General features: G+C 66.8%; 18 protein-coding genes. 9 read left to right on the top strand and 9 right to left on the bottom strand.

What is annotated here, in order from left to right:
- The first annotated feature begins 61 nt into the window (after window positions 1–61).
- On the top strand, window positions 62–1,189 hold the full coding sequence (locus KQ910_RS03890; protein ID WP_216957165.1) for a 2OG-Fe(II) oxygenase family protein: 1,128 nt from the start codon (window positions 62–64) through the stop codon (window positions 1,187–1,189).
- A gap of 16 nt (window positions 1,190–1,205) precedes the next feature.
- Here the strand turns inward: KQ910_RS03890 and KQ910_RS03885 are convergent, their stop codons facing one another.
- Complete coding sequence (locus KQ910_RS03885) at window positions 1,206–2,057, bottom strand: class I SAM-dependent methyltransferase (RefSeq protein ID WP_229600316.1); 852 nt, start codon at window positions 2,055–2,057, stop codon at window positions 1,206–1,208.
- Window positions 2,058–2,122: 65 nt separating this feature from the next.
- Here KQ910_RS03885 and KQ910_RS03880 point away from each other — a divergent pair, with 65 nt between their 5' ends.
- On the top strand, window positions 2,123–3,340 hold the full coding sequence (locus KQ910_RS03880; protein WP_216957164.1) for an SGNH/GDSL hydrolase family protein: 1,218 nt from the start codon (window positions 2,123–2,125) through the stop codon (window positions 3,338–3,340).
- Window positions 3,341–3,365: 25 nt separating this feature from the next.
- Window positions 3,366–4,127 (top strand): SDR family NAD(P)-dependent oxidoreductase, encoded by a 762-nt coding sequence (locus tag KQ910_RS03875; protein ID WP_216957163.1) that lies wholly within the window; start codon window positions 3,366–3,368, stop codon window positions 4,125–4,127.
- Between the two features lie 177 nt (window positions 4,128–4,304).
- Here the strand turns inward: KQ910_RS03875 and KQ910_RS03870 are convergent, their stop codons facing one another.
- Both KQ910_RS03870 and KQ910_RS03865 read right to left on the bottom strand, forming a co-directional pair.
- On the bottom strand, window positions 4,305–5,174 hold the full coding sequence (locus KQ910_RS03870; protein ID WP_216957162.1) for a shikimate dehydrogenase family protein: 870 nt from the start codon (window positions 5,172–5,174) through the stop codon (window positions 4,305–4,307).
- A 69-nt stretch (window positions 5,175–5,243) separates the two neighbouring features.
- Window positions 5,244–5,726: a peroxiredoxin gene (locus KQ910_RS03865; protein WP_068196771.1), complete on the bottom strand. Its 483-nt coding sequence runs from the start codon at window positions 5,724–5,726 to the stop codon at window positions 5,244–5,246.
- A 166-nt stretch (window positions 5,727–5,892) separates the two neighbouring features.
- Between KQ910_RS03865 and KQ910_RS03860 the strand changes: the two genes are divergently transcribed.
- A complete protein-coding gene (locus KQ910_RS03860; protein ID WP_216957161.1) occupies window positions 5,893–6,489 on the top strand; it encodes a YqgE/AlgH family protein in 597 nt (198 codons plus the stop codon).
- Window positions 6,490–6,699: 210 nt separating this feature from the next.
- Here KQ910_RS03860 and KQ910_RS03855 read toward each other — a convergent pair whose 3' ends face one another.
- From KQ910_RS03855 to KQ910_RS03830, 6 genes are all read right to left on the bottom strand, one after another.
- Window positions 6,700–10,221 (bottom strand): indolepyruvate ferredoxin oxidoreductase family protein, encoded by a 3,522-nt coding sequence (locus KQ910_RS03855; protein WP_216957160.1) that lies wholly within the window; start codon window positions 10,219–10,221, stop codon window positions 6,700–6,702.
- Between the two features lie 125 nt (window positions 10,222–10,346).
- Entirely contained in the window at window positions 10,347–10,829 is a 483-nt protein-coding gene (locus tag KQ910_RS03850) for a tetratricopeptide repeat protein (RefSeq protein WP_216957159.1), read from the bottom strand.
- A 61-nt stretch (window positions 10,830–10,890) separates the two neighbouring features.
- Complete coding sequence (locus KQ910_RS03845) at window positions 10,891–12,558, bottom strand: adenylate/guanylate cyclase domain-containing protein (protein ID WP_216957158.1); 1,668 nt, start codon at window positions 12,556–12,558, stop codon at window positions 10,891–10,893.
- 4 nt (window positions 12,559–12,562) lie between these two features.
- Complete coding sequence (gene arsC, locus KQ910_RS03840) at window positions 12,563–12,913, bottom strand: arsenate reductase (glutaredoxin) (RefSeq protein WP_216957157.1); 351 nt, start codon at window positions 12,911–12,913, stop codon at window positions 12,563–12,565.
- A gap of 33 nt (window positions 12,914–12,946) precedes the next feature.
- Window positions 12,947–13,498, bottom strand: a complete 552-nt coding sequence (locus KQ910_RS03835) for a regulatory protein RecX (protein WP_216957156.1) — start codon at window positions 13,496–13,498, stop codon at window positions 12,947–12,949.
- A gap of 4 nt (window positions 13,499–13,502) precedes the next feature.
- Window positions 13,503–14,168, bottom strand: a complete 666-nt coding sequence (locus tag KQ910_RS03830) for an HAD-IA family hydrolase (protein WP_216957155.1) — start codon at window positions 14,166–14,168, stop codon at window positions 13,503–13,505.
- A 116-nt stretch (window positions 14,169–14,284) separates the two neighbouring features.
- Between KQ910_RS03830 and KQ910_RS03825 the strand changes: the two genes are divergently transcribed.
- The 5 genes from KQ910_RS03825 to KQ910_RS03805 all read left to right on the top strand — a co-directional run bounded on the left by KQ910_RS03825 (window position 14,285) and on the right by KQ910_RS03805 (window position 18,537).
- A complete protein-coding gene (locus tag KQ910_RS03825; protein ID WP_216957154.1) occupies window positions 14,285–14,959 on the top strand; it encodes a TetR/AcrR family transcriptional regulator in 675 nt (224 codons plus the stop codon).
- An 82-nt stretch (window positions 14,960–15,041) separates the two neighbouring features.
- The gene (locus tag KQ910_RS03820) at window positions 15,042–15,485 is read left to right on the top strand and encodes an SxtJ family membrane protein (protein ID WP_216957153.1); all 444 of its coding nucleotides are present in this window, start codon (window positions 15,042–15,044) and stop codon (window positions 15,483–15,485) included.
- 18 nt (window positions 15,486–15,503) lie between these two features.
- Entirely contained in the window at window positions 15,504–15,656 is a 153-nt protein-coding gene (locus KQ910_RS03815; protein ID WP_216957152.1) for a DUF5989 family protein, read from the top strand.
- An 18-nt stretch (window positions 15,657–15,674) separates the two neighbouring features.
- Window positions 15,675–17,510, top strand: a complete 1,836-nt coding sequence (locus tag KQ910_RS03810; protein WP_216957151.1) for a carbamoyltransferase family protein — start codon at window positions 15,675–15,677, stop codon at window positions 17,508–17,510.
- A 34-nt stretch (window positions 17,511–17,544) separates the two neighbouring features.
- Complete coding sequence (locus KQ910_RS03805) at window positions 17,545–18,537, top strand: NADPH:quinone oxidoreductase family protein (protein WP_216957150.1); 993 nt, start codon at window positions 17,545–17,547, stop codon at window positions 18,535–18,537.
- Window positions 18,538–18,669 lie beyond the last annotated feature (132 nt).

Raw genomic sequence — 18,669 nt, 5'->3', positions numbered from 1 at the left:
GGTCAAGGCTTCGTGCGGCGGCTTTTGAATCCGGCATCAAAGCCGAATAGCCTGCGCCCGGATGGAAAACAGCTTCGTCACGCTTCTGCGGGGAGATCCCGCGCCTCGCTTCCAGGCCGCGACCGAGGGCAATCCGCGCTACATCTTCGACACGGTGGCGGGGCGGTACGTCGTGCTCTGCTTCCATGTGTCGGGTGGGACGCCCGGCGGCGCCGCCGCGCTCGCCGCCGTGGCCGCCCATCGGCAAATGTTCGACGACGAGCGCATCTGCTTCTTCGGCGTGTCCCTCGATCCGTCGGACCGCGATACCGGTCGCGTCCGGCAGGACCTGCCGGGCATCCGCCATTTCTGGGATTTCGACGGCCAGGTTTCCAAGGCCTATGGCGCGCTGCCGCGCGAGGCGGCGGCCGGCACGCAGGTCGAGGTGCGGCAATTCTGGGTCGTGCTCGATCCGACCCTGAGGGTGCTTGAGATCATTCCCTTCAAGCCCGGTGGCGCCGACTGCGCCGAACTGTTCGCCTTTCTCGACGCCCTGCCGCCGCCCCACCTGCACACGGGCGGGGCGCTGCAGGCGCCCGTGCTCGTCCTGCCGAACGTGTTCGAACCGGCGTTCTGCCGCGGCCTCATCTCTCTGCACGAAGTGACGGGCGGCCGTGACACGGGCTTCATGAACGAAGTCGACGGGAAGACCGTGGAAAGGGTCGATCCCGCACGCAAGCGGCGGCGCGACTGCCTCGTCGAGGACCAGAAGATCATCCTGGCCATCCAGCAGCGCATCAAGCGGCGGATCGTGCCAGAGATCGCGCGCCTCCACTTCTTCGACGCGACGCGGATCGAACGCTATCTGGTCGGCTGCTACACGGCCGAGGATGGCGGGCACTTCGCCGCCCATCGCGACAACACGACCAAGGGCACGGCGCATCGTCGTTTCGCAGTCTCGATCAACCTCAATGAAGATTTCGACGGCGGCGAAGTGAGCTTCCCCGAATATGGCCCACGCGGCTTCAAGCCGCCGCCCGGTGGCGCTGTGGTGTTCTCCTGCTCCCTCATGCATGCCGTCTCGCCGGTGTCGCGCGGGCGTCGCTACGCCTTCCTCCCGTTCCTGTACGACGAGGCGGCGGCCCGAATCCGCGAGGCCAACAACCAGTTCCTCGATCCGTCGGTCGGGACGTACCGGAACGTCTCCTAGACCGCGCCGGAGTGCCTCACGTGCGTTGCATCCAGAAGCAGCCGCCATGCTTCTCGATGCCGTCGAATCGGGGGCCCTCGAAGATCGCCAGCGCCGAAGGCCGAAGCGCCGGACTGGTGAAGATCAGCCCATTGGGCAGCAGGATCCGGTCGGCGCCGCCGCCGCCCATCAGGTAGCTCATCAGTAGATACTGCTCGTTGAAGAAGCGGCCACGCCAGGCCTGCGGATAGTCTAGCGGGAAGAAGATGTCGTGCAGGCCCCAGATCGTGCCGGGCCGTAGCACCGGCAGGATCTCCATGAAGAAGACGGTGACGTCGGAATTCTGGAAAGAGCGGTGCGAATTGTCGACGAAGAGGAGCGTGTCGCCGGGTAGGTCGGCGAAGAACCTCATGTCGACATCCTCGCAGGGGCGGCGGATCACCTCGTCGCAGATTGCGTCGATCTCGCGGCGTGGCTGCGGATCGATCGAGACGATCCGGGTGCGCAGGCCGTGATCCTGGATCGCGCGGCGGGCGAACCTGGTCGAGCTGCCCGATCCCACCTCGACGTAGGTCGAGGGATTGTGCAGGGCGAGCAGCCCGTAGAGTGACACGGCGTCGAGGGCCGGAAAGGAGCCGTTGATCCAGCGCGGCGCCGGATCGTTCGCGCCGGCGCGGACCGGAATCTTCTCGAGCCAGGCGCGATGGCCCGCAAAGCGGGCGAGCAGCGCCTTGTACTCGTCCGCCTGCTCGTACGCCTTGCGTGTCAGGGTGTTGACGCCGGGCGACATGCTCCAGTCCCGCTCGCGGGCCTGGTAACTGTAATCGAAGAAGACATGCCGGCGGCGGCCGGACAGTGTCGCACCAAGCAGGCGTTGCCACAGAGACATGCCGCCTTTCTGGCACAGGCGGCGAGCCTGCCCAAACGCCCTGGCCTGGCCTAGACTTGGCCAGCGTGTCGAAGTTCCTCCGTTCCCTTGGCCTCCTGGGCCTTCTCGTCGTGGCCGGCGCCGCCTTCTGGCTGGTCCGGATCGACGAATTGAAGGCTGCTGGTCCGCGCACCGACTACTTCCTCTATCTCGTCGCCCTGCTGGTGGCCGGAATACTCGTGGCCCGCTGGCCGCGCCTTTCGGGAACGCTGCTCGTGCTGGCCTGTGTCGAGTTCGCCTGGGGACTCGGCTCATGGGCATTATCGCCCCCGGGATCGCCCTCGCTGCTGCCCTCGGTCAGCCACGAACCTCCGCGTTTCGAGTGGCATCCCGTTTTGCAGGCAGCGCCCGTTCCGGGGCTCTCCTTCAAGAGCGCGACCGGCCTTGCCATCCGTCACTCATCGCAGGGCACGCGCGGTCGCGATCCCGATCCCGCGCGGCTGGCGGGGAGCGGCGTCGTGGCGACCTTCGGCGGTTCGGCGACCTACGATATCGGCAACGGCGAGGGGGATACCTGGCCCGAGCGGCTGGACGAGGCGTTGCGCGACGACCGGTTGCTCGTCGTCAATCACGGTGTGCCGGGCTATACGACGGCGGAGCATGTGCTGCAGACCGCCTTCTATCCGGAGAAGTTCGGCAAGGCGCCGCGGTGCGCGATCTACTTCGTGGGCTGGAACGACCTGCGCAACGCGCACATTCCCAACCTCGATCCGGCCTATGCCGACTTCCACCTGCCGAGCCAGGTCGATTCGCTGAAGGTGCGCCGGGTGGGTGGCTCCAACGTCACGATCTCACCGCTGCTCACGGTACTGGCGCGCCTCGTCTCGGCCGAGGTCGACACGGTGCGCTACGCCAAGGATCCCTACGCGCTGCAGCCCGCCGGCGGGTCGGATCCCGCGCAGGCGGCGATCTTCGAGCGCAACATCCGCGCGATCTCTGCCATCAACCGCACGCGTGGCACGCCGACCCTCTGGGTCGGACAGGTCGTCAACCGCGATCGGCTGAAGGGCGATGGCCTGTACGGCTGGCTGCCCCGTGTTCGCGATCGCGATCTCTGGCCGTTACTGCAGCAATCGAACGCCCTGCTCGAACGGACGGCGAAGGCGCTGGGCGACACCTATGTGGCGCTGCCCGCCGATGCCTTCGGAGCAGCCGACTTCGTCGACGAAGGACATTTCTCCGCCGCCGGCGCGCGTCGCCTCGCGGCGCTCCTGGCGCCCGTCGTGCGGGAGACTTGCCGCTAGCGGCGCGGAATTCTACTCCTGTCGCATGGCTTCTCCGTCCCGCGTCATCCTCATCACCGGTGCCTCGTCGGGCATCGGCGCCGCAACCGCCCGCGCACTGGCCGCGCCCGACACCGGGCTCGCCCTGCATGCGCGCCGCAATCGCGCGGGGCTCGAGCGGGTCTCGGGCTTCGCGACCGGCGCGGGTGCCCAGACGCTTCTGCTCGAAGGCGACCTGGCCGAAACCGGTACGGCGGCGCGCCTGGTCGACGAGACGGTGAAGAAGTTCGGCCATCTCGACGTGATCGTCAGCAACGCGGGCTTCGCCAACCGAACCCAGGTCGGCGAACTCGACCGCGCGACGTGGGATGCCAGCCAGAACGCCATGACGGCGGCCTTCTTCGAACTGGCGACGGCCGCCAAGCCGTGGCTGCTCAAGGCGGGCGCCGCCGGCCGCCTGGTCGGCGTCTCGTCCTTCGTGGCACATGCCTTCGCGCGTGGCCTCATGACCTTCCCGGCCTCGGCTGCGGCCAAGGCCGGCGTCGAAGCCTTCGCCAAGGCCTTTGCGGTGGACATTGCGGGCTCTGGGGCGACGGTGAACTGCGTCGCGCCCGGCTTCATCGAGAAGGATCCCGACGCGCACGCCGCCGTGCCGCGCACCGGCATGGAGAAGGTGAACCAGTCGATCCCGATGGGCCGCTACGGCAAGCCCGCGGAAGTGGCGGCGCTGATCGCCTTCCTCTGCTCGCCGGCCGCCAGCTACATCACCGGCCAGACGGTGCATGTGAACGGCGGCGTCACCTTGTAGGCCGAGCGCAGCTCGGCCTGATAGCGTCAGGCCGCGGCTTGATTACAAGCCGCCACGCGAAGCGATGTCCGGGAGCGCCGAAGAGCGACGGACCACTATGACCGCTCCATCGGCGATTGCGCCGACACCTCCCCATTCGAATGGGAAGGAAGGCATTTTGACTTCCTGCGGAGAGACTCATCCGATCGAGCGGACCAGCCGGATGATGTCGACGCCCTTGGCGTCGATGCCGAACCAGTCGAGGTAGAGCGGGACCTGATGGTCGAGCATGTGCCGGCCGTGATGGATGCGGCGTGCGTGCGTGCGGGCGCGCTGGAGCAGGGGCGTCTCGACCGGGCTCATGATGACATCGGCCACGACAACATCGGCGTCGAGCGTCACCGGATCGAACGACTGCGGATCGTCGGGGCGCAGGCCGAGCGGCGTCGCATTGATCGCGATGTGGATACCCTTGGGTGGGGTCTGCACTTCGGCGACCGGCACGTTGGGATAGTGGGCGAGCAGCCTGTCGATCGCCGTGCTCGCGCGGGCGTCGTCGATCTCGGTGACGAGCAGGCGACCGACGCCGGCCTCGCAGAGCGCGGCCGCGATGCCGCCGCCGGCGCCGCCCAGGCCGACCAGCCAGACGCTGGCTCCTTTCACGCGATGGCCCTGCGCCTCGAGCCCTCGCACGAAGCCCACACCGTCGACATTGTCGCCGGCCAGCACGCCGTCGGGATCGCGGCGCACGAGGTTGACGCTGCCGGCCGCGCGGGCGCGCGGCGTGGCGCGGCCCAGCAGGTCGATGATCGCGGTCTTGTGCGGGATGGTGACGGTGAAGCCGCCGAGATTGCGCATCTTGGTCAGCGCATCGAGCATCAGCGGCAGCAGGTCCGCGCCGCCCTCGAACGGCAGCCACACCGCGTTGGCGCCGGTGGCGGCGAAGACCTGGGGCATCACGCCGGTCATGCGGAGCTGGCGGATGGGATCGCCGATCGTGCCGTAGAGGCGCGTGGCGCCGTTGACCTGGAACAGGCCGTTGAAGAGCTGGGGTTCGGCCGGGTTCATGGGACCCTCAAAAGAAAACGGCGGAGCCTGAGCTCCGCCGTCGATCTTGGCCGCGCGAGCGGTGCGGCGCTAGAGGTTCTTCAGCACGTAGTCGGCTGCGGAGACCTCGAAGGCGCCGGGCTTCTCGACGAACAGGTGCTTGATGACGCCGTCCTCGACGACCATGGCATAGCGCTGGCTGCGCGTGCCGAGGCCAAACTTGGAACCGTCCATCGTCAGACCCATCGCCTGCGTGAACTCGGCATTGCCATCGCCCAGCATCATCACCGAGTCGCCGGCCTTCTGGTCCTTGCCCCATGCGCCCATCACGAACGCGTCGTTCACGGAAATACAGGCGATGGTGTCGACACCCTTCGCCTTCAGAGCAGCTGCTTCGGCCACGAACCCGGGCACGTGCTTTGCTGAACAAGTGGGGGTAAACGCGCCGGGCAGCGCGAAGGCGACGACCTTCTTGCCGGGTGCGAAAAGCTCTTCGGTGGTCACGGCCTTGGGGCCTTCAGGGCCCATGGTGCGCAGCGTGGCGCTGGGGACCTTGTCTCCGACTTTCGCCATTATTAGCTCCTTAATATACGCCGCCCAACCGCGGCTTTTCAGACCGGCGGACCCTAGGCCGGGGTGGGGTTTTTGTCCATGCGAGGCGTGTCCGGCCCGCGCGAGTTCCAGGTCGGGGCTTGTGTTTTGACCGGACAATCCCCATGGATTCAGGAGATGATTCACCATGCCCGGGTCTAGCTCCCCCGCCGCCACACTGGTTGGCCGCTTCCTGGTAGCCGCGCCGTCGATGCCCGACGAGCGCTTCCAGAAGAGTGTCGTTTTCATCTGCAAGCACGACGACGACGGCGCGCTCGGCATCATCGTGAACAACAAGGTCGACGACCTGCCGCTGGGACAGGTCTACAAGCAGCTCGGAATCGCCGTGCCGAAGACCGTGGCCGACTGGCCGGTCCTGTTCGGCGGACCGGTCGAGACGTCGCGCGGGCTCGTGCTGCATTCCGCCGACTACAAGCGCGACGAAACCCTTCTGATCGACGGCGGCATGGCGCTCACGGCCTCCCTCGAGATCCTCAAGGACATGGCCGGCGGCAGCGGGCCGAAGAATGCCTGGCTCGCCCTCGGCCATTCCGGCTGGGCGCCCGGCCAGCTCGACCGCGAAATGCAGGACAATGCCTGGCTGGTGGTGGACGGCGATGCGGCGCTCGTGTTCGACATCGACCTGGCCGCCAAGTGGCAGCGCGCACTCGACAGGCTGGGCCGCGGCGGCCCGGGCGCCAAGTTCGACCTCGCATCCTTTTCGCCTCAGTCCGGACGAGCTTGACCTTTCGGCCGCGAACACCCGTATGCATTGCGGTGAATCAGGTGTGCGTCCTCGCGCCTGGATTGTAGTTCACTTCCCCAGGGCAACCGGCCTATAGCGGCAGGTACGTCGCCCGCCTGCCTCCCTTCGCGGACGACGCGCGTACCCGGGACGTCCGCGTTCCTTCCCCAACCCCAATAGGGAACACGGGCGTCCCATCCTCGCCGGAATCTACTCCGCGGCGATCGACTGGGTTGCGGGGCTCCTGTAGGCGGCCAGCAGGGATGCCTCGCGCTCCTTCGCCGCCTTCACGTTCTTCTCCTTCACGTGGCCGAAGCCGCGCATCGTTTCCGGCACGGAAGCGATCTGCACCGCGAGCGCGTGATTGTCCTGGCTGAGCGTCGCCAGCAGCGTTGCGACCGTGGCTTCGTGCTCGCCGATCAGGCGACGCTCCATGCGACGCTCCTCGCTGTAGCCGAAGATGTCGAACGTGCCGCCGCGCAGGCGCTTCAGCGACGCGAGGATGCGGAAGGCCGGCATCATCCACGAGCCGAATTCGCTCTTCTTCAGTTCGCCCGTCACCGGATCGCGGTCGGCGAACAGCGGCGGTGCGAGATGGAAGGTGATCTTGTAGTCGCCGTCGAACTGCTGGCTCAGCTTCTTGTGGAACTCGCCGTCGCTGTAGAGGCGGGCGACTTCGTATTCGTCCTTGTAGGCCATCAGCTTGTAGAGCGACTTGGCGACCGCTTCGGCCAGGCCGCGGCGACCGGGCGCCTTGTCCTTCTCGACCTGGGCGACGCGGTCGACCAGCGCGCGATAGCGCTCGGCATAGGCCTTGTCCTGGTAGGCGGTCAGCAGCTCGACGCGCTTCGACACGATCTCGGCCAGCGTGCGCGCAACCGGCTTCTCAATGCGCAGCGCGGGCTTGGCGGCCGCCTGCACGGCGGCGATGTTGTGCGCGGCGAGGCGGCCCCAGTTGAAGGTCCGCTTGCTGCTCTCGACGGCGACGCCGTTCAGCTCGATGGCGCGCATCAGCGCCTCGAACGACAGCGGCACCAGGCCCTTCTGCCAGGCATGGCCCAGCATGAAGAGGTTGGTGGCGATCGAATCGCCCAGGATCGCCGTGGCGAGGCCGGTGCCGTCGATGAACGAAGTGGCCTCGTCGCCGGCAGCTTCGCGGATCGCCTTCATCATGGATTCCGCGCCAAGATCCATGTCGCCGTTCATCACGAACGCCGCGACCGGCTGGACGTGACCGTTGATCACCGCCTTGGTGATGCCCTGCTCGATGCGCGACAGCGCGGCCGGTGAGGCGGCCACGACCATGTCGCAGCCCAGCACCAGGTTGGCGCCGCCGGCGGCGATGCGCACGGCGTGGAGGTCTTCAGGCTTGGGCGCGAGTCGCACGTGGCTCATCACCGCGCCGTTCTTCTGGGCGAGGCCCGTGAAGTCGAGGACGGTGCAGCCCTTGCCTTCAAGATGCGCGGCCATGCCGATCAGCGCGCCGACGGTGATGACGCCGGTGCCGCCGATGCCGGTCACCAGGATGCCGTAGGCTTCGTCGAGCGGCCGCAGTGTCGGCATCGGCAGCGACGCGAATGGATCCTCGGCAACCAGCGCCAGCTTCGGGCGCCGGGCCTTGGCCGGAACGCCGCCGCGCACCGACACGAAGCTCGGGCAGAAGCCGTTCACGCAGGAGAAGTCCTTGTTGCAATTGCTCTGGTCGATCTGCCGCTTGCGGCCGAGCTCGGTCTCGAGCGGCTTCACCGACACGCAGTTGCTCTTTTCCGAGCAGTCGCCGCAGCCCTCGCAGACCGCGTCGTTGATGAACACGCGGCGATCTGGATCGGGGAAAGTGCCGCGCTTGCGGCGGCGGCGCTTCTCGGCGGCGCAGGTCTGATCGTAGACCAGCACGGTGAGGCCCGGGATCTCGCGCAGCTCGCGCTGCACGGCGTCGAGCTCGTCGCGATGACGGATCGTGACGCCATGAGCGAAGCCGGCGTTCATCGGATATTTGTCCGGCTCGTCGGTGACGACGATCACCTTCTTGGCACCCTCGGCCTCGACCTGCCGGGTGATCTCGGGAACCGTCAGCGGGCCGTCGTGCGGCTGGCCGCCGGTCATGGCGACCGCGTCGTTGAACAGGATCTTGTAGGTGATGTTGACGCCGGCGGCGGCCGACTGGCGGATCGCCATCAGGCCGGAATGGTAATAGGTGCCGTCGCCCAGGTTCTGGAAGATGTGGTTGTCGGAATGGAACGGCGCCTGCCCGACCCAGCCCACGCCCTCGCCGCCCATGTGGCTGATCAGCGACGTGCGCCGCTCCGGCATCCAGATCGCCATGCCATGGCAGCCGATGCCGGCCATGGCGCGGCTGCCCTCCGGCACCTTGGTCGAGGTGTTGTGCGGGCAGCCCGAGCAGAAGAACGGCGTGCGCGCGACCTTGGGCGGCGGCGCCGACAGGAGTTTTTCTTTCGCTTCGAGACGCGCGAGGCGCTGGCGCAGCTCGGGCGATTCGCCCTGGTGCTTCATCAGGCGCGAGGCGATCACCATGGCGACGCCGGTCGGCGTCAGCTCGCCCTCGCTGGGCAGGATGATGCGGCCGGTCTCGTCGGCCTTGCCGATCACCGTCGGGCGGCGGTCGGCCGGAAGGTGGTAGAGGATCCGCAACAGCTGGTCTTCGAGGTTGGAGCGCTTCTCCTCGACGACGATCACTTCCTGCAGCCCTTCGGCGAAGCGCCGCGCGCCTTCGGATTCGAGCGGCCAGGTGACGCCCACCTTGTAGAGCCGGATGCCGAGCGCGCGCGCGCGCGCGTCGTCGATGCCGAGATCTTCCAGCGCCTGGCGCGTGTCGAGATAGGCCTTGCCGGTCGTCATGATGCCGATGCGGGCCTTTGTGCCGGTCTCGGTCGGCTCGATCACGGTGCGGTCGAAGCCGTTGGCGCGCACGAACGCGTTCACGGCCGCCATCTTCGGCCCGTGCAGGCGACGCTCGGCCTCCAGCGGCGGATCGGGATTGCGGATGCCGAGCCCGCCCGGCGGCAGCTGGAAGTCGGTCGGCATCACGATCTGGATGCGCTCGGGATCGACCCACACCGAGGCGCCGCTCTCGACCGTCTCGGAGATCGCCTTGAAGCCGACCCAGCAGCCGGAGTAGCGCGACAGCGCGAAGCCCAGCATGCCGAAGTCGAGATATTCCTGGACGGTCGCCGGATTGACGACCGGGATCATCGCCGCGGCGAAGACCTGCTCGCTCTGGTGCGGCAGGGTCGATGACTGGCATCCGTGGTCGTCGCCCGCGAGCGCGATCACGCCGCCATGCGGCGAGGTGCCGGCGGCATTGCCGTGCTTCAGCACGTCCATCGAGCGGTCGACGCCCGGCCCCTTGCCGTACCAGATCGAGAAGACGCCATCGACCTTGGCGCCGGGAAACAGGTTGGTCTGCTGGCTGCCCCAGACGGCCGTCGCCGCGAGATCCTCATTGAGGCCGGGCTGGAAGTGGATGTTGTTCTCTTTCAGGTACTTCTTCGCGCCCCACAGCGCGTTGTCGTACATGCCGAGCGGCGAGCCGCGATAGCCGGAGATGAAACCGCCGGTGTTGAGCCCGGCCGCGAGGTCGCGCTGGCGCTGCATCATCGGCAGGCGGACCAGCGCCTGGATGCCGGTCATGTAGACGCGACCCTTGCCGAGGCGGTAGCGGTCCTCAAGGGCGTAGTCGCCGAAAACGAGCGGAACTGGGGTGATGGTGCTCATGGCGGGAGCCCTCCGATGCGGCGGCGTGAACGGGCGTTTATTTGCCGCAGCATAGCGGGCGGAGCCGCTGGCGCAAAAGCCCGTTGAGGCTTCTGCCGCCCCGAATTTCGCTCAGGAGAGTCCGTCTAGTTGGTCGGGCGCTTGCCGGCCTTGTAGTCGGCGACGGCGGCCTTGAGCTGGCGATATTCGGCGCATCCGAAGGTGCAGAGCGAGTCGAGGCGGGCGAGCTGCTGCTCGGCTTCCGGCAACCGGCCCAGCATCAGGTACGCCTGGCCGAGATATTCGTAGGCGCCGATGTGGCGGGAATCGATGGCGAGCGCCTGCTGGTAGTATTGCAGCGAGCCGTTGGCATCGCCGGACTGGCGGGTGGCGAAGCCCATCAGGTTGTAGGCGTCGGCGTTCTTCGGGTCCTTCGTCACGACCTGCTGCAGCAATGGCAGCGCGCCCCTGTAGTCGCGTGCCTCGATCATCGCCTTGGCGCGCGTGAAATTGGCATCGACCGGCTTGGCCGGCGTTTCCATGGAGCCGCCGCCGCCCGCGGCCAGGACGGGCGAGGACAAGCCAAGGGCCGTCACGGTCATCGCTGCAGCAACAAAAAGGGCGCGCATGGGAATACCTCCTGAAGATTGCTGGATTGTCGCCCGGACCGTCCGCCGGACAACGAAAATATTATGACATTGCCGTGAGATCGCCGGCCTTGGCGACGGCCCGGACGGCGAGCCGGCTCTGGCGGCCGCGGATTTCGACCTCGTGCCGGGGCGCGTCGCCGAGATCGATGCCGGCACGGTCGAGCAGCTCCTGCGAGACGACCAGCTCGACGGCGAATTCCTTGGTCATCGATTCCAGCCGGCTTGCCGTATTCACCGTGTCGCCGATCGCCGTGATCTGGGCGGCGCGCGCATAGCCCATTTCGCCCACGATGGCGGGGCCGGCATGGATGCCGATGCCGATGCGAAGCGGCACGTCGAGATCGCCCGACATCGCCTCGTTGAGATCGTCGAGCGCCAGCGCCATGCGCCGTGCCGCATCGAGCGCCTGACGACAGGCAGTCTGGGGATCCTGGTTGAGGCCGAAGATCGCCATGACGCCGTCGCCGATGAACTTGTCGAGCCGCCCGCCGGCGGCTTCGACCGCCTGACCTGTGGCGCGGAAGTAGCGGTTGAGCAGGAACACGACGTCGTAGGGCAGCTTGCCTTCGGAGATCGTCGTGAAGCCCCGTATGTCGGCGAACAGCACCGCGATGTAGCGCTCACCGCCATGGGCCTGCGGCTGCCGGCGATAGGCCTCGACGGGTCCGGCAGCGGCCGGCAACAGCGGGGTCACGCGATAGTGGCCCGGCGGTGGGTGTAGCTGGCAGGCGAGACGGACATTCGCGGGAGCGCCGATTCGCGCCAGTACCTTCGCCTCCTCCGGCGAGGCCGGCGGCAGCCTGTGGCGGTCGTCTCCGGTGATGCGCACGCGGCAGGTCGAGCAGCGACCGCGCCCGCCGCAGACCGAGGCATGGGGAATGCCGGCAATTCGACTGATCTCGAGGACCGTGAGGCCGGCGGGCTGCGTCACGCTGCGACGCTCGTCGTAATCGAGGCGCACGACGCCGGCCCGCCGTTCCCAGAGGTCGCGCAAGGGCCGCGCGGCGATCGCGCCGACAAGCAGCGCAAGGGCCGTGTACTCCAATCCGGACGCGATCGAATAGAGATTGGCGATCTGGGCGGGGCCCGGAACACGCGCCTGCTGGAACAGCATCTCGAGAAAGCCGGGGCGCTGCGCCAGCTCGGCGACATCGCGCAGCGCGACAGCCGCGCCCGCAAGGCTGGCGGCGGGGATCAGCAGCGCGAGACCGTAGAGCAGTGGCAGCCAGCCGCGATACCAGGGCTTCAGGCGCAGCGCGAAGTGCAGGCCGATGCAGCCATGCATCCACACGACCAGCGGCAGGGAGAACTGCCGCACGATGCCCGGCCAGCCGCCGGCGACCAGCGAGCCCAGCACCCAGGGATAGCCCGACTGGACGTCGTAGAACGTTTCGGCGAGCCGCGTGCCGACCACGTGGATCACGCCCAGCGGGATGATCGAGGCACCGAGGATCCATTGGGCCCATTCCCAGCGCGACAGCTTCAGCGCGCGCCGCCGGTAGAGCGACCACAGCGCAAGCAGGAAGTGAACGAGCATCGCGCCATAGAGCACCGTCAGCCCGACGGGGTTGCCCCAGACGGACGCGAACCAGTGACGGCCTGCTTCGAGGACCCGCAGCGAGATCAGCCCGAGCGCGTGATTGAGGAGATGGGTGACGACGTAGAAGAAAAGGACGTAGCCCGACCAGAGGCGAAGCCGTCCGGTCATGGCGTCATTTCAGCAGAGTCAGGACCGCCTCGGGCGGCCGGCCGATCGCCGCGCGACTGCCCTTCACGACGATCGGGCGCTGCAGCAGGACGGGGTGTGCGGCGATGGCGTCGACGATGTCGGCCTTGGCGAGGTCCGCTTTCCTGAGCTTCAGCGCCTTGAACTCGGCCTCGCCGTCGCGGATCAGCTCGCGCGGATCGCCGCCGACCTGCGAGACGAGCTTCTCGATCTCGGCCTTGCTCGGCGGCTCCTTCAGATACTCGCGCACCGTGGGCTCGACACCGTTGCTCTTCAGCAGGTCGAGTGTCTGCCGCGACTTGCTGCAGCGCGGATTGTGCCAGATCGTGACGGTCATGGTTTCCTCGTTGGCCGAACCATGGCGAGCCCTTCAGCCTTCGTCCAGAGCATCGGGGTCGGCGGCCTCGATCACCTTGCGGGCCAGCGCATAGGCAAAGCCCGCGCGGGCCATCGAGGCGAGGTCGCGCGCCTTGTTGTCGTCGCGGTCCTTCAGGCGAAAGGGACCGAGGCGCCGCCGGCGGGCGAAGGCCAAGGCGGCCTGAAGCTCGCGCTTCGCGGGATCGGTGCCGAGTTCGTCGTCGAGCGCAGTCATGGCCTGGTCGACATCCTCACGACCCACGCCCGCGACCTGCAGCCGCTGGCGGGTGAGGCGGCCCGACATGCCGCGACGGTGCAGCGACCGGGCCTTGGTCTGGGCGAAGGCCTTGTCGTCGAGAAGACCGGCCGTCACGAACTTCTGCACGACGGCCTCGATTGCTTCTTCGACATTCTCCATCACCGGGGCCTCGAGCATCCGGGCCTTGGAGACCCGGCGGCGCAGGACGCGCCGCAATCCCTCTGCCGAACTGGCGTACCGCTCGAGATAGAACACGGCGGCGTTCTGCAGATACTTCGCCGTGATCGGAGAGGCGGTACGCTTCACGGCATCAGCCTCTGAGCGGGATGCCCACCATCGCCTGCAGTTCGTCGATCGCGACGTCGGGATCGCCGACCTTGATGGTGCGCATCCCCATCGCGCGCGCCGGCTTCAGGTTGATGCCGAGATCGTCGAGATAGATGCAGCGGTCCGGCGGGACGCCGAGCAGGTCGCACGCATGCTGGTAGATCTTGGGATCGGGTTTGCGCAGGCCGATTTTGCTCGATTCGACGACATGCTCGAAAAGAGACAGGACCTCGGACACGGCTTTTGCCTTCTCGGGGCTGCGCGCCATGCCGGGCCCTTCGCCCGATTTCACGTTGTTGGTGATGCAGGCCACCCGGAACGCCGCCTTGCAGCGGCGGAGCGCTTCGACCATCTGCGGCCGAATGTCGCCGCTCAGTGCCTGCAAAATCTTCAGGCCCTCGACCCGGTGCCCCTGGAGCCGGGCCTCCTCCTCGAAGAGCGTGACGAAGCCGTCGAGGGAAACCTCGCTTCGTTCCATTTTCGCCCACGCGTTCGTATCGGGATTGCGCGCATTGAGGCCGCGCAGGAAATCTTTGGGAAGACCGGCCTCCGCTTCGTAGCGGTTGAAGGCCTCGAAGGGGCTGGAAAGGATCACGCCGCCGAAGTCCCAGAGGACCGCGAGCGGGGTTTTTGCATGGCTCGTATTCATGGTGGTGCGACGGTCTTTACCTTGTTGCTGCCGCAGTCGGCCCCTATCTCACGCCCTCCATAGGCGACTGGTTGCTCGTTGACCATCGACCTGAACTCCGGATTAGGAATTTACACATGAGCGAAGCAGCGGTGATGCCGCGCGGCAACGCAGTGGCGGTAGTGGCGGCAACGACGGACACGAACCAGACGGCTCGTCCTGACGGGCGCAATCGGCGGGCTGCCGAGACCCGTCGGAAGATCATCGAAGCCGCCAAGCTCATGATCGCCGAAACCAGCACGGCCCCCACCGTGGTCGCCGTCGCGCGCCGCGCCGATGTATCGGTTCGCTCGGTCTTCCAGCATTTCGGCGACGTTGAGTCACTTTTTGTAACTGTCATGGATGCCATCCGGCAGGACATCGTGGTTCCGCCGCCGACGGCCAACACCCGCCCGCTGTCGGACCGCATCGCCTCGGTGGTCCAGAACCTTGCCGAAGTGTTCGACGGGATCGTCCCGCTGCGCGTCGCCGCCGGCCAGTTCGTCGGCCACCCGGCCCTGATCGAGCGCGGCCAGGCCTTCAAGCAGGAGCTCCGGAACTCGACCTTCGAGACGTTCGCGCCCGAGTTTGCCGGCCTGAGCGAGCCGGCCCGCGAGGAACTGGCGGACGCGATCGGTGCGGCCCTCTCCCTCGATGCGTGGATCGTGCTGCGTCGCCGGGACAACCTCAGCTTCGAGCGGGCGGCCGCCGTCTGGCGGATGACGCTCCAGGCCCTCCTGTCGCATCGGTTCGCTTCGGTTGCGGCGGAATAGCCTTTCCCTGCTGGTCGCCGATTGACTTGGCGTTTGGGATCAGAGAGTTAAGAGCCCCAATCAATTGACGAAACCTCGGTAAATGGCGACCAGCCAGCTTCATGAAGACTTTTCGCGTGAGGAGCACGTCAAGGCGGGCACCGATCGCGGTTTCGGGTTCGTTTTCGCGGGTTTCTTCGGAATCCTGACGGCGATCAACCTGTGGAACCACGGGATGGAGAAGGGCGCCGCCTGGAAGTGGATGCTTCCGGTCGCGGCGGCCTTCCTCGTGGTGGCGCTGGTCTATCCCAGGGCGCTCGGCCCGCTGAACCGGCTGTGGCTGAAGTTCGGCCTTCTCCTCTACAAGGTGATGAACCCGCTGATCCTCGGACTGCTGTTCTTCGTGACCATCATGCCGATCGGTCTGGTGATGCGTGCCTTCGGCAAGGATTTCCTGCGGCTGAAGCTCGACCGCAACGCCAAGACCTACTGGATCGAGCGCGCGCCTCCGGGGCCGCCGCCGCAATCCATGCGCAACCAATTCTGATCGCGAAAGGACAGAGCAATGGGCTCCATACTTGTCGAACTCTGGGCTTTCATGCGCGAGCGCAAGAAGTTCTGGCTGCTGCCGATCCTGGTCATGATGGTGATCTTCGGCGGCCTGATCGTTCTCACCAAGGGTTCGGCCATTGCGCCCTTCATCTACACGCTGTTCTAGGCGGTTAAGGACTCTTCCATGCGGGTGCTCGGCGTCTCGGCCTTCTATCACGACAGCGCGGCTGCGCTCATCGAGGACGGTCATCTCGTCAGTGCCGCGCAGGAAGAGCGCTTTACCCGCAAGAAGCACGATGCGGGCTTCCCGCAGAATGCGGTCCAGTTCTGTCTGGACCGCGCCGGCATCAAGCTTCAGGACGTCGACTACGTCGCCTTCTACGACAAGCCGTTCCTGAAGTTCGAGCGCCTGCTTGAGACCTACCTCGCCTACGCGCCGCGGGGCTTCAACTCCTTCCGCATGGCCATGCCGTTGTGGCTGAAGGAGAAGCTCTTCCAGAAGATGCTGCTGCGCGACGAGATGAAGAAGTGGGAGCCCGACTTCGACTGGCAGAAGCGCCTGCTGTTCGGCGAGCACCACCAGAGCCACGCGGCCTCGGCCTTCTTCCCGTCGCCCTATGAAGAGGCGGCAGTCCTCTGCATGGACGGCGTCGGCGAATGGGCAACGACGTCGCTGGCCATGGGAAGCGGCAACAAGCTCGAGATGCTGCGTGAGATCCACTTCCCGCACTCGATCGGCCTGCTCTACTCGGCGTTTACCTACTACACCGGCTTCAAGGTCAACTCGGGCGAATACAAGGTCATGGGTCTCGCGCCCTACGGCGAGCCCAAGTTCAAGAACCTGATCCTCGACAAGATCGTCGACCTCAAGGAAGACGGCACTTTCCGCCTCGACCAGAGCTACTTCGACTATTGCACCGGCCTGCGGATGACGAACGACAAGTTCGGCGATCTGTTCGGCGGCGAGCGTCGCAAGGCCGAGGAACAGCTGACGCAGCATCACATGGACCTCGCGGCGTCGATCCAGGCCGTCACCGAGGAGATCGTGATCCGCCTCGGCCGGTCGGTGAAGAAGGAAACCGGCGTCAAGAACATCTGCCTTGCCGGCGGCGTGGCGCTGAACTGCGTCGCCAACGGCAAGCTGCTGCGCGAGAACATCTTCGACGGCATCTGGGTGCAGCCGGCGGCCGGCGATGCCGGCGGCGCGGTCGGCGCGGCCTATGCCGCCTATCACGGCTTCCTCGGCCAGCCGCGCAAGCTCAACGGCCACATGGACGGCATGGCCGGCTCCTATCTCGGCCCGGATTTCACCGACGACGAGATCGCCGAGCGGCTCACCGCCGTCGGCGCCAGGTTCTCGCGCCTCAGCCGCGACGAGATGATCGACCAGACCGCGCAGGCGCTGGCCGACGACAAGGCGGTCGGCTGGATGCAGGGCCGCATGGAGTTCGGTCCGCGTTCGCTGGGCGCCCGCTCGATCCTTGGCGACGCGCGTTCGCCGTCGATGCAGAAGACGCTGAACCTCAAGGTGAAGTACCGCGAGTCGTTCCGCCCCTTCGCGCCGGCGGTGCTGCGCGAGGACGTCGACAAGTATTTCGATTTCCACACCGACAGCCCCTACATGCTGATGGTCGCGCCGGTTGTCGAGGAACGCCGTCGCAAGATGACCGCCGAGGAAGACGCGCTGTTCGGCATCGAGAAGCTGAACGTGCCGCGCTCCGACATTCCCGCGGTTACGCACGTCGACTATTCGGGCCGCATCCAGACGGTCCACGAAGAGACCAACAAGCCGTTCTACGACCTGATCTCGGCCTTCAAGGCGAAGACCGGCAGCTCGGTGATCGTGAACACCTCGTTCAACGTGCGCGGCGAGCCGATCGTCTGCACGCCTGAGGATGCATGGCGCTGCTTCATGGGCAGCGAGATCGAGGTCCTCGTGGTCGGCAACTGCCTGCTGCGCAAGGAAGACCAGGATCCGTCGCTGAAGCTCGACTACAAGAACGCCTTCGAGCTCGACTAGCCGGGTGGGCGCTTCCGTAATGCGCGCGCCCCTCATGAGAGCCTTGGTTTGCGATCGCCTCGGCGACCCTTCCGTTCTCCATATCGAGGAACGCCCGATCCCCGAAGCGGGACCGGGCGAGATCGTTCTCAGGGTCGGCGCCGGTTCGGTCAATTTTCCCGACGTTCTGATGGTGGCCGGCGGCTACCAGCACAAGCCCGAACTGCCCTTCGTGCCCGGCATGGAAGGCGCGGGGACGATCCACGCCATCGGTGCCGGCGTCGAGGGCTGGAAAGCGGGCGACCGCGTGATCTTCGGCGTGCGCCCCGGCGCCTTTGCCGAGTACGTGAAGGTGAAGGCGAGCGGCCACCTCATGCGCCTGCCGGCCGACTGGTCCTTTGCCGAGGGCGCCGGCTTCCGGGTCGCCGCGCAGACCGCCTATCACTCGCTGGTCCATCGCGCCGCACTGAAGAAGGGCGAGACCTTGCTGGTGCACGGTGCCTCGGGCGGTGTCGGTCTCGCGGCCGTTCAGCTCGGCAAGCACATCGGTGCGCGCGTGATCGCGACGGGCAGCGACGATGCGCGGCTGGCCGTCGTGCGGGCCAACGGCGCCGACGAGGTCGTGAACTATCGTACCGGCGACTTCGTCTCCGCGGTGAAGGAGATGACGAACGGCAAGGGCTGCAACGTGATCTACGATCCGGTGGGCGGCGAGGTGCTGGAGAAGTCGGTGCGGGCCGCCGCCTACGGCGCGCGCCTGCTGGTCGTCGGCTTCACCTCGGGCGGGCCGAGCAGGCTCATGTCCAGCCACATCCTGATCAAGGGCCTCTCGGTCCTGGGCGTGCGCGCCGGCGAGACCATCCTGCGCCTTTCGCCCGAGCTCGGCCGCGACTATGTCGAGGAACTGCCGCGGCTCGCGTCGCTGGGCGTCATGCGCCCGAACGTCTCGCACCGCTTCCCGATGGAGCAGGCGGCCGAAGCCTTTCAGGTCCTGATCGACCGCAAGGTCGTCGGCAAGGTCGCGATCGAGATGGGTTCGGGAGCCTAGCAAGACCGAGCCTTCACGGCTCTTTTCCTCCCCATTCAAGTGGGGAGGTGTCGCGCTCAGAGCGCGACGGAGGGGGCATCGCTCGGCGATGAGGAAGGGGATGACCCCTCCGTCGGCGTATGACGCCGCCAC

This window comes from Reyranella humidisoli (genome assembly GCF_019039055.1).
GTDB classification, from domain to species: domain Bacteria; phylum Pseudomonadota; class Alphaproteobacteria; order Reyranellales; family Reyranellaceae; genus Reyranella; species Reyranella humidisoli.
Note: the sequence above shows the minus strand (reverse complement) of the source record. Positions and strands in the feature narration are given on the sequence as shown.

Excerpts from the sequence above, each read along its gene's own strand:
- KQ910_RS03810 (WP_216957151.1), top strand. The coding sequence starts at position 15,675 with ATGCGGGTGCTCGGCGTCTCGGCCTTCTATCACGACAGCGCGGCTGCG.
- KQ910_RS03830 (WP_216957155.1), bottom strand. The coding sequence starts at position 14,168 with ATGAATACGAGCCATGCAAAAACCCCGCTCGCGGTCCTCTGGGACTTC.
- KQ910_RS03850 (WP_216957159.1), bottom strand. The coding sequence starts at position 10,829 with ATGCGCGCCCTTTTTGTTGCTGCAGCGATGACCGTGACGGCCCTTGGC.
- KQ910_RS03875 (WP_216957163.1), top strand. The coding sequence starts at position 3,366 with ATGGCTTCTCCGTCCCGCGTCATCCTCATCACCGGTGCCTCGTCGGGC.
- KQ910_RS03890 (WP_216957165.1), top strand. The coding sequence starts at position 62 with ATGGAAAACAGCTTCGTCACGCTTCTGCGGGGAGATCCCGCGCCTCGC.
- KQ910_RS03825 (WP_216957154.1), top strand. The coding sequence starts at position 14,285 with ATGAGCGAAGCAGCGGTGATGCCGCGCGGCAACGCAGTGGCGGTAGTG.
- KQ910_RS03865 (WP_068196771.1), bottom strand. The coding sequence starts at position 5,726 with ATGGCGAAAGTCGGAGACAAGGTCCCCAGCGCCACGCTGCGCACCATG.
- KQ910_RS03860 (WP_216957161.1), top strand. The coding sequence starts at position 5,893 with ATGCCCGGGTCTAGCTCCCCCGCCGCCACACTGGTTGGCCGCTTCCTG.
- KQ910_RS03820 (WP_216957153.1), top strand. The coding sequence starts at position 15,042 with ATGGCGACCAGCCAGCTTCATGAAGACTTTTCGCGTGAGGAGCACGTC.
- KQ910_RS03845 (WP_216957158.1), bottom strand. The coding sequence starts at position 12,558 with ATGACCGGACGGCTTCGCCTCTGGTCGGGCTACGTCCTTTTCTTCTAC.
- arsC (WP_216957157.1), bottom strand. The coding sequence starts at position 12,913 with ATGACCGTCACGATCTGGCACAATCCGCGCTGCAGCAAGTCGCGGCAG.
- KQ910_RS03815 (WP_216957152.1), top strand. The coding sequence starts at position 15,504 with ATGGGCTCCATACTTGTCGAACTCTGGGCTTTCATGCGCGAGCGCAAG.
- KQ910_RS03855 (WP_216957160.1), bottom strand. The coding sequence starts at position 10,221 with ATGAGCACCATCACCCCAGTTCCGCTCGTTTTCGGCGACTACGCCCTT.
- KQ910_RS03805 (WP_216957150.1), top strand. The coding sequence starts at position 17,545 with ATGAGAGCCTTGGTTTGCGATCGCCTCGGCGACCCTTCCGTTCTCCAT.
- KQ910_RS03870 (WP_216957162.1), bottom strand. The coding sequence starts at position 5,174 with ATGAACCCGGCCGAACCCCAGCTCTTCAACGGCCTGTTCCAGGTCAAC.
- KQ910_RS03885 (WP_229600316.1), bottom strand. The coding sequence starts at position 2,057 with ATGTCTCTGTGGCAACGCCTGCTTGGTGCGACACTGTCCGGCCGCCGC.